Origin of the sequence: Methylobacter luteus IMV-B-3098, assembly GCF_000427625.1 — a bacterium.
Lineage (GTDB): Bacteria > Pseudomonadota > Gammaproteobacteria > Methylococcales > Methylomonadaceae > Methylobacter > Methylobacter luteus.
The window spans coordinates 60,893-71,402 of record NZ_ATYJ01000014.1; the positions used below are offsets into that span (position 1 = coordinate 60,893).

Sequence of the window (10,510 nt, forward strand, 5' to 3'; positions counted from 1 at the left end):
AGTTTCTGAAGGACGCGTTATTAAGTATGTAAGCGATTCTATTAATACATCACTGAATCCCGACTGCGGGGCAGTAATCCGCCCTTTCCCTGCCGAATCAGAGAACTGCCTGTACCCAAAGAACAATAATCCTGACTAATGGCACTAGTATCGAATTGCGGGCCGCCCAAATTGGACAATACGCCACTGAGGTCCAATTGCGGCGCTGTCGATTGAATATGGCCGCTAATACCATTAGGAGCTGCCGCTTGAATCACGTTGAATCCAAATACATCAGGTTGCCAGTCAATTGGCTCATCACCTCCCTCAATCAAGCTACCTCCGCTGGGAATAAGCCCATTGAGATTCAGGGTAATATCTCCCCCAGAAGCATGAGGCGCTGCTGTATTGGCTTGAATCAGGCCCGTCTCCATGACCAAGCTCTCCGCATTGACATTGATGTTTCCGCCGTTTCCATTCTGTAGTCCATGCACACTGGTTTTGAATCCTGAATTGATGAGCTGGATCAGTTGGCCTCCCCAAATATCGATATTTCCACCATTACCATTATTAGCTTCAGTGCTGACAAAAGATTCTCGGTCCAAAAAAAGCCGGCGGCTGAAATTCACCTGAATAGCTCCAGCATTGATGTTCTTTGTCGAGTTGGTCGTAATTTGGCTGTTATTCAGGAAAATATTAGGGGCCGAGATAAATAAACTAGTATCAGAGGCAGATAAATTTCCTGCGCTGCTCTGCTGGGAAATGATTGCAGAGCCGGCGTTCTCAATACTGATTTTGCTTTGATTGGATAAAACAATGGAATCGTTGGCAGTGATTCTTACATTGCCAATTCCCCCCCTAGAATCTGTCAATGCTTCCGCAGTGATCCGGCTGCCGTTGTTCATGAAAAGTGTTCCAGTTCCCACCATCACGTCCCCAGCCTTTCCTGCGCCTCCAGTCGAGACATTGATCTCGCTATCGTTATCCATCTTCAGATTTTTGGCTGTTATAGAAATATTGCCAGCTGCTTGGCTTCCTCGTGTGCTGGCGCTAATCTGGCCACTGCCTGTCATGTCCATATCGCCCTTGATAGCTACAGTAAGGTCATTGCCTCTGCCACTCCAGGCTCTTTCGGCGGCAGTGAAAATACCTGTCTGCAGTGAGCCTCCCAAAAAACTGTCGGTTAATGCACCTTCTCCATCAATCAGAAGCTGGCCGGCGCTCACCGATATCTCGCCGGCATGACCGGAGCCAAATGTACTGGAAATGATCCGCCCGCCTCGGATGACTGATAAGCGGTTCGCTATGTCTACCGTTATGTTCCCGGCATTACCGGTTCTTTCATTTACTGTTTTACCTTCGCCTGCAATAGTGGAGATGGCTGTATCGGTTTGCCCATTGGCTGTGCGACCATCTATTGTGAGATCACTAGCGGAAATACGAACATTGCCAGCCACTCCACGGCCATGAGTACTAGCGCCAATTACTCCGCCATTTTTCATGTTTATATCGCCCTGCACAGTCACAGTAAGATCGTTGCCCTTACCACTCCAAGCTCTCCCGGCAGCTGTGAAAACACCTGTCTGTACCGGAACCCCAGAACTATCCCTGAATAAGAGAGCATCTTGACCGTCGATCAAAAGCTGACCGGCATTTACTGTAACACTGCCAGCGTCTCCCGTACTAAAGGAGCTGGCGCCAATCTGTCCACCTCCGACAAGTGACAGGCGGTCTGCTATGTCTACCGTTATGTTTCCTGAATTACCGGTTCTTTCTCCAAGCGTATCACCTGAACCTGCGGTACTGGCGATGCGGGTTGGGAGATAAGATTTTTTTCCATTCAGAATCGTTTGTCCATCAACTGACAGATTCTTGGCCTTTACATGAAGATTGCCGGCAGCACCGTTTCCGTGTGTGCTAGCAAGAATTTCACTACCGTCTCTTATATTTATATCGCCTTGACTAGTCACAACGATATCGCCGGCAGCTTGGAGTCCATTTGTACTGACGCTAATTTTGCCGCCGCTTTGCATTCTGATATCGTTTTGAACAGCCACAGTAATATTGCCACCCTTGCCACTCGAGGCTCTTTCGGCGGCAGTGAAAATCCCTGTCTGCAATGAGCCTCCCAAAAAACTGTCAGTTAATGCACCTTCTCCATCAATCAGAAGCTGGCCGGCGCTCACCGATATCTCGCCGGCATGACCGGAGCCAAATGTACTGGAAATGATCCGCCCGCCTCGGATGACTGATAAGCGGTTCGCTATGTCTACCGTTATGTTCCCGGCATTACCGGTTCTTTCATTAACTGTTTTACCTTCGCCTGCAATAGTGGAGATGGCTGTATCGGTTTGCCCATTGGCTGTGCGACCATCTATTGTGAGATCACTTGCGGAAACGCGAATATTGCCAGCAGCCCGGCTTCCGTGCGTGCTTACACTAATTACGCCACCGCTCTTCATATTCATATCATCCCCAACAGTCACAGCAATATTACCGCCCTTGCCGCTCCAGTTTTTTGCGGCAGCAGCAAAAATACCGGTCTGTACTGAGCTTCCCAAGTTATCCCTCAGTAAGAGGGCGTCTTGACCGTCAATCAAAAGCTGACCGGCATTTACCGTGATACGGCCAGCGTCTCCAGTACTAAAGGAGCTGGCATTAATCTGGCCTCCACCAATAAGCGATAGGTGGTCTGCTATGTCTACCGTTATGTTCCCGGCATTACCGATTTTTTTATCAGCTGTCTCACCTGAACCAGCGGTACTAGAGATGCGTGTCGGAACATAAGTTTTTTGTCCATTAAGATTTGTTGTTTGTCCATCAATGGACAGATTTTTAGCATTAATAATGATATTGCCAGCGGAACCACTACCGAAAGTGCTGGCACTAATTATGCCGCCGCTTTTCATATCCATATCGCCTGTCAGGCGAACATCAATTTTAGATCCATCTTTCTTGCCATTGGTATCAGCTAATATTTTGGCACCTTGATCCATTTTTAAATCACTGCCACGAATGATGATTTTGCCGCCCCCTTCCCCACTGGCGTCTATGGTACTTTCTGTTAAAGCCAGTGTGCCATGCGCTGCTTCTAAAGATTGATTAAGCGGTATATTCGCACTTCCTTGACCGGTTGCCTCCAGCCGCACTTCGCCTGATGGCGCTGATAGTGTCGCTCTATGGTCAACATTGATATTTCTACCTATCATATCCAGCTTCTGCCCTGTTTTGACTGCCAATTGGGAGCCGTCAACTTTCAGCAAGCCGTTAGTGGCGGAGGAAGTACTGAGAAACCCGAACGAGGCCGGTGCAGCGGCGGTCAGGGTACTGCCTGTAGGCTGGCTGGCGCTGAATTTGGCTCCATCCTGGAACCGTACCTCGTCTGCCGTGCTGGCATGGAAAGCGCCCGGCACATCGATCCTGGCATTTTGGCCAAACATCACGCCGGAGGGGTTGACCAGGTACAGGTTGGCATGACCTCCCGGCGTCGAGCGCAATGTGCCATCGATAGCAGAGGGCGAACCGCCGGTCACGCGCGAGATGACATTATCCAATGCGTGAGGGACATTTTCAGTGAAGGTCACCGTTTGCCCATTATTGACGTTGAACTGATTAAAACTGTGAAAGAGGTTTTTGCCGACAGTCTTACCCAGATTCTGCGGAATGGTAACACTGGCTCCACTCAAGGTTTGTGCAGGACCGACAGTGCCATCAGTGGCAATGCCTCCTACTGCAAAAGCGATGCGTAAAGGAAACAAAATGCCTGGCAACAAAAAGCTTAGCCACAGCACCTTATAATTGAGCTTGTCAAGCATATCTAATTTCCTCCTTTTAACGCAATACTGCGGAACAAGAAGATAAAGCAATACTTGAATCCTGCTTTTTTAGCCATTCCCTCCTAAGAGATAAAACAAACAGATAAAGTTCTTTCCAGAGCCCATGGGATAAAGGTTAAAAAACACTCATAACCAGTTCCCTACCAGAATGAATGATGCCCAGAAATACGGATGTTCATATTGCTTATCTTTCATCAGAGCCAATTGTGCATGCTGGAGAGCCTGGGCCTTGCTGGTTTCTGGCTGCAGCATGGCTTTATAAAACTCGGGCATGAGCTTTGCAGCAGCAGCATCATCGACCGGCCAGAGACTGCCGAGCGCACTGCGGACGTTAGCTTTGAGGGCGATGCCGCTCAATCCCAATGGAGCACGGTCATCACCTTCGGCAGTCTGGCAAGCACTCAGGGTGAGCAGTTCCATCGGCTGTTGTTTGAACTTGTCGGATTTCAGCAGTCGATCCAGCTCATCAATGTTAATGATGTTGTCATAAGCCATGATGAAACTGGTTTCTGCAGTGCCGCCGAATAGACCGTGAGAGGCGATATGAACCACAGAATAAGGCTCTTGTACCACCTGCTGTTTGAAGCCCTTCACAGTGAAATCTGAATTCATTAGCAAAGTATGAGGCAACCATTTACTCATGACTTCGACTTCCTTCGCCACGCCGGGCAGACTGAGCTGTTTTTTTACATTCAACATAAATTGTGGATCCTTCTCCAACTTTTCTATATAGGCCGAACGAACTTTTCGTATTTGCGCCTCATTGTTTGCTTGGCCTATCGGCAACGCCCGGGTACGGGGCTCCCTTTCATTGTGATAGCCTCGCTCATCACTACGAACTACACCTTCCATTATCACTGGAGGCAAGTGATCGATTACCGGCCCTGGTTCACTCATGGCAGCCAGTAAAGTTTTTGGACCGCGCTTGGCCAGAGGTGAAGGATTGAACAAAGTGAGGCCGGACGAACTAGCGATGGCATATCGCTCTATGAGGTACTGTTTGCCATCATATAGCGCGGCCATTGGAATTAGGCGCAACACGCCATCCGGTACAATCACCAAGGTTTGTACATTATTACGGCTCAATTCGGATTCGATTGGAGCAATTAGCCATTCATACAATTTTTCAGCATGGACTGTTACGTCGTCAGTAGCTTTCCGCAGGCTATCAGCAAGCCTGCGGGATCTTACCTGTAAGGTATCGGCATCGACCGGCTGAATATATTGCCGGATTTCACTGCCAATACTGACAAGCAGTTCCAATCTATCGGGAAGAATAATTGGATAGATGACAGCGGTATTTGCCGCCACGTTGTCTAACAAGGATGTTCTTGCGCTCTGTACATTACAGCGCCCGCCTAAAAAATCTTCCAACTCCGACTGCTTGATTAGCTCAACAGTCTTGCGGACACGGCGCAATAACTGTGTCTTTCTCTCTTCACTAGCTTGGCTAGCTTCTGACAGCAACAAATCAGCCAGTCCCAAATAAATAGGCGCCAGAGTCTCACGGAAACTGGAGCGACCATGATGGTATTCGACTGGGATATCCTGGCGAATGGCCTCGATGTGATCGACTGCCCTTTGGTAAGCCATCAGCGCCTCGGTTCTCTGTTGTCGTCGATGATATAATCGGCCTTGGCGCCATTCCAATTCCAGCAATAAATCATGGGCTTCGACACCTTCCGTAGCTTGAATCGCTTGGCTGTAGAGGCTTAGAGCATCTTCGGAGCGCTCTTGGTCTTCATATAGACGAGCAAGCCCACCTAGAGCTTCGGCCAGTAGGCGTGGCTGATGGCCAGCATCCTCTCTCACCTGTTCGAGGCTATTGTAGGCTAGCGGTAATCCGGCTTCGCGTAATTCTCTGGCTTGTCCGGCAAGGTTGATCAATAGTGCAGCCCGGTCTTCAGGAGTAGGAATTGCAGCGATGTTATCATAGATACTGTTGAGCTCCTTGAGCCTTTGCTCAGCAGGCATTAATCTCGCCTGCCCCAGGCGAATACCCAGCTTTAGTTTTTTATCGTCGCTGGAGAGATTAAAAGCTTCCGTATACAGGCTGCTGGCTTCCTCGGTTGCATCCATCCCAGCCCGAAGTTCGGCTAAAGTAGCCATCCAACGGGCACGCTCCCATGATTCCCCTGCATTGCTGTCGATAGCCTTACGTAGCAGTTCCTCTGCTCGCTGGAAATGACGCATCCGGTACAATACCAGTCCGAGCGTACCGTCTGCGGTAGCCTGCTGAGTCGGCGTTACTGCCATCTGCCGAGCGGCAAGTAAAGCGTCCTGAGCAAGATAATATTGCCCTTGCCGCAAGTAATCCTGACCCTGATTGATCAGTCCGGTGTAATTATTTGCAGCACCGAGGGCGAAATCGGCAAAAAGGATGAGCCAGAAAAATAAGTGGTGCCAGCGCATGGTTTTCCTCCTGAATTAATTCCAACACTATTTAGGAGCAGTGTCACTCAGCCTGTCATAACACGTCCCACTTGACCTGAAAGTAAATACCATCATCTTGCAAATCACCAGATTGTTGACCTAGCGGCTTTTTCAGAGCATACCCATAGTAGAATTCGGCAAAAAAGTTTTCGAGCTGCCAATTGAAACCAGCGCCGACTGATATGAGTGCGTCCGAATGTTGCCCTCGATTCCAGGCCTCCCCATAGTCGATAAAGGGAACCAGCGTTATGCTGTTCTGTTTTTCAAAAGTCGTGAAGGTGAGCGCGGGATAGCGCAGTTCCAGCGAGAGATTATAGCCCTCATCGCGCACCAGATAATTGGTCCGGTAACCACGAACGGTGGAAACGCCTCCGATGGCTATCTGCTCTAGTGGAAGCAATTTACTGTCCGAAACCTGGGCATTGCCGCGCAAAATCAGTTGGGTTCCCTTATCGTCTACCAGATAGGCATATTGCAATTGGCCAAGCCAAGCGAAAAATTCGCTACTGGGAATATTGTCCTGCGCCGGAGTCGCTCCCAGTGCGTCCATACCTACGCTAAACGTGGACCGGAATGCGAAAGCATTGCGTTCCCAGCGTTGAATAAAGTCCTGGAAAATCCGCCAAACCGTTGCCTGGTTTGTATTTGACGGCACGCCTTCGACAAAGGAAAAGGACCTGCCCAGAAGGCTGGTTTCATTCTCGCGCGTCGTAAGCAGCACGCCTAAATTCAAGCGCCGGTTGAATGTGTTGATAATAGGATGGCTGATGCCTCCCTCAAGAATATGGACTTTACTTTTGATATCCAAACTCTGAAAAGGCGCCTCAACTACAACAGTGTCTCCCTCGTCGAAGCGGAAAAATGCCAATGTGCCGTAATCAGTCAAAGGTAAATTAAAACCGCCGGAATAACGATCCGATCCTGAACTTTTTATAAAGGTAAAATCCAGCGTATCGCCAAGACCGGTAAGATTGTTGAGATAGCCAGTGAGCCCAAAAGCCTCGGCACCGATGGAGGGTGGCCGGAAATTGTCTCCGAACAGGCTCAAATGGTATGGCCGGGCACGAACAACATCCACATCGAGAATGCCGTGGCCGGGTGTGGTTCCAGGCAAAATGCGTCCGTTCATTTTGCTAATGAGAGGATCCGACAGTAAGAGCTGAAAACGATCTTCCAATTCTTTCATGTTTAACGGCTGTTCTGAATCGCCTTGTAAGCGGTTTTGAATATAACCTTCTCGCAGACGACCCTGCCCTTTCACCCGAACTTCATCTAATCGGCCTTCGATTATCTTAAAGTGCATCTCTCCTTTCTTCAACGCATCTTTCGGAATAATGGCGCCAGAATTGATGTATCCTCGATCGATATAAAGCTGAGTGATTTTTTGCCGCAGTTCCTCCAGCTCACTGATAGATACTTCTCGTCCATCAAAGGGGTTAACTAAGTGGCGTATGTCTTCATCTGGAATTGCCGTATTACCATCAACAACAATATGTTTTATGAAAATCTTGCGATTATCTTTTTCAATGATAGGTTTTTCAAGGACAGGTGGGAGAACAAATTCTTCTGGAGACTGCTTGGGTTTATACTCAGGTAATGAGGGCCTATATTCGCTGGGACGATCCATAGATTCAGCACCACCAATCGCCCACACCGCTGCCATCTGAAGAGATGCTGTTAACAATATAGCAAATCGTATGCACAAAGAGTTTAAGCAGTTTGCTGTTTTTAAAGCGATTTTCATTTCAACTTGAATCCATTATGCGGTGGATAATCTTCAAAAATTGTTATAGCCTACCGATTTTTGTAAATTACTGTGTAGTAAAGCTCCAGGTTGTTGTCGGGTCAGTTTTTGGTCCATTTGGTATCATCTATAGCATAGGTATTGGATTGAAGATTTATCTCAAGATAGAACTTCGACAGTTGCTTAAGCCCAGATAATTCTTTTATGTCACACTAACGCTAAATATAATTCGCAAACTATAGACTTTCATAAAGTCGGTTCTGTTGCGTTAATTTTCGATAGGCGCAGGTCGGTTCTGGGCTCTGTCGCAAAATTTGCCAAACTGATCGACAATTTGTTGTTTTTAGGAATTGAAGGAGGCGATGATCCGTTTTAAAGACGTGTCACTTTTCAAAGTCAGTGTCAGCAGATTGTCAAAGCCGATGTCAGCAGAGAGTCAAGAGCGTGGAATGGGCCGCGCAACCTATTCATACTGCTGGTTACGGGTATATATTCTGCTGAGTAGAGCCTGATCACACGACTGGGCTAATCTATTTTTGCGACGTGCTGACGTCGACTTTGACAATTTGCAACGCGCTGACATCGACTATGACATTTTAGTTTGCGCCCATCAAGATGTTACGCGGGTTCTGATTGACTACTGCTGACAACGACTTTGAAAAATGACATCACCTTCTGCTATTTGGTGAAGAAAGAGATGGAGTAGCTGTATAACTATTCTTTGGGAGTAGCTATAATTTTAATGCAGAACAGGCGTATCTATTCTTTAACTGGAGTTATGACTTAGTAAAGTTAACTTGACAAAGTTATTTATGGAAAATAGAATAGTTTTCTTGTTTAATTAGCTAAACTTAATGTTTAGTTATCTAAACTAGCTAATAGTTGATTGACTCTCTAAGTTAAGAGACTATTGGCAATAAAAAACCCTGTGCAGAATCCTCCATATTCACACAGGGTAAAGTAAGTCTAATTAGACTGTAGATTAATTAGATTTTTGCTTTTTTAGCGAAGGTAGTAGCTAGCATCCAAATTAGGCCGGAATCCATATTTAGATGAAAAGCAATACTTTCGCCATTAAGCAGATGAAGAACAAAGTCTAGTTCCATGTATCTTACTCGCTGTGAAATAGCGTTGTTAAATTTGGTTGAAAATTTCAAATTATTTTATAGCAACATAATACACCCCCCACTTTTTTTAATTGAATTTTCTAGTGTAGCATATATTAAAAACGCTGACAATCAGTATCAGCTTATGCCTCATCTAGATGCCACCCAACAAAGATCCTAGAGTAGGCCTAACCAGGAAGAATTAAAGTTGAGTAGTACAATCAGCTTCTGATATTCCGTGCAATCGTCATTCTGAAAATGACAAGTCTGTTCGGGGTACGACAACGATTCCTTCATTTCTAGGCCATAAGGTTGCCAGCCTATGCTATTCATGGACTTTAAACCCCGTTTAAGCATAAGTGGATCGTGTGCTATGCATTGTCGCATGCTGCTTTAATCCCGCTGCCTAGCTTCTCAAGGGAAGATATTAGTGCATCAATATTTTTCTCAGATACGACGATTCTCTGTCCTTCTTTATAGGAAATATCCCCTGATTTTGTTATGTATTGGCTATCAACGATGCCTTCGTTATGAGCCAGAATGTGTCTTTTCTGAAAGAGAATCTTGAGCTCTACCAACTCGTCATTTGTTAGCCAATCACTATAGCCTTTTTGAAGAGCTTCAAACCAAATATTGTTTCCCTGCTCTAATCGTTGGAAAGCATTAAATGGCGCTGTACCGAATCTGGCATACATGCCCTCACAATACTTTTGAAATGCGACAACCCCATCTGATATGCAGGTTTCCAGAAGTGATCTGCAAGTTAACTCTGCCTCATCCTTGCTCATTGATTCTGTCAACGCATTCCTGACAATTTCAATGCTATCTTTCTTAGCTTTAATTTTTCGTAGTGAGTCTGCGAATGTTTGAGTAACTGAGTTATGCCCACAAGCGGGGCAGAAGTAGGCACTGCCGATAACGGCAAAACGGGCGTGACACTTTTCACATTGGATTTCAAGCCGCATCAACTCAGCAGCTTTAGCCGGAATGGCAAAAGTTCGGTTTATGCCGCCTTTAACCGTCATGCTCATAGAAATAAAACTATTTCTTGTCTGTCTCTGATTAAATTTTTGTGCATCAGACCTTATAGCATTGTCAATTTTCCCTTTTACTATGGCAAGCGCTTCTGTTTTGACATGTTCAACTTGTTCGATAGTAAACCACTGATCCGCAGGCGCTTCATGGCGGCAAAGTGGACACCAGACTGCTTCGTCTTTGAAGATATTCGTCCAATCTTCTTCGTGGACTTTGAAGATGAATTCACAGTCCTCTGCTGGACACTGCTTGTCAATATATCCCTTTTCGTCTGTTTCAATTGGGACAGAAACTGATTGCCCATTCAGACGGTTCATTTCTTTAATTAGATCTTCAAACATTCTCCATCCTTATAAATGAGGCATACAGGTTATTAT

4 protein-coding genes are annotated in these 10,510 nt (G+C 46.5%); all 4 read right to left on the reverse strand.

The features are described 5' to 3' along the window. Positions 1–41: 41 nt before the first annotated feature. Complete coding sequence (locus tag METLU_RS0100300) at positions 42–3,794, reverse strand: two-partner secretion domain-containing protein (RefSeq protein WP_027156500.1); 3,753 nt, start codon at positions 3,792–3,794, stop codon at positions 42–44. A 147-nt stretch (positions 3,795–3,941) separates the two neighbouring features. Then, on the reverse strand, positions 3,942–6,227 hold the full coding sequence (locus tag METLU_RS0100305) for a CHAT domain-containing protein (protein WP_027156501.1): 2,286 nt from the start codon (positions 6,225–6,227) through the stop codon (positions 3,942–3,944). 55 nt (positions 6,228–6,282) lie between these two features. Next, positions 6,283–7,992: a ShlB/FhaC/HecB family hemolysin secretion/activation protein gene (locus tag METLU_RS0100310; protein ID WP_081678968.1), complete on the reverse strand. Its 1,710-nt coding sequence runs from the start codon at positions 7,990–7,992 to the stop codon at positions 6,283–6,285. A gap of 1,477 nt (positions 7,993–9,469) precedes the next feature. Next, positions 9,470–10,474, reverse strand: coding sequence for a hypothetical protein (locus tag METLU_RS0100315; protein WP_027156503.1), 1,005 nt, complete (start codon positions 10,472–10,474; stop codon positions 9,470–9,472). Between the last annotated feature and the right edge of the window lie 36 nt (positions 10,475–10,510).